Raw genomic sequence first — 435 nt, 5'->3', positions numbered from 1 at the left:
GCCCGGGTCGTCCGGGAACGCCTCGGCCACCGCTGCCAGGGTGGCGTTCGGGTCGGGGTCGGACGCGGCGATCGCCGCGAGCAGCTCGGCGGCCGGGGGGGCTCCCCCGCCGTCCAGATCCACCGTGTCGGACACGACGACGCGGCCCGGCACGTCCTTGCGCTGCTGGAGCTCATAGGCCCCCGCCCGCAGTACCGCCCGCAGGATGGCTTCGATCCGCTTCAAGGGCCAGCCCTTCGACAGCGCCTCGTCGATCAGGGGATCGAGCTTTTTTTGGTCGCGCACGACGCCGGAGACAACGTCGCGGAAGAACGCCGCTTCCGCCGGCAGATACGTTTCGCCCTCGACCTCGTTGCCGAGCCAATGGCTCTCGAACTCGGCGAAGATGTCGTTGATGCCGGCGCCGGCAATGTCCATCTGGTACAGCGCCTGCAC

At 69.7% G+C, this 435-nt stretch carries 1 protein-coding gene; it reads right to left on the bottom strand.

Translation table 11 applies throughout. The features are described 5' to 3' along the window. The coding region (locus JHD07_RS37400; protein ID WP_291631318.1) for a transcription antitermination protein NusB at positions 1-435 on the bottom strand (435 nt) is incomplete at both ends.

Origin of the sequence: Bradyrhizobium sp. (assembly GCF_016462955.1) — a bacterium.
Taxonomy (GTDB): Bacteria; Pseudomonadota; Alphaproteobacteria; order Rhizobiales; family Xanthobacteraceae; genus Bradyrhizobium.
This window is presented reverse-complemented; position numbering and strand designations above follow the sequence as displayed.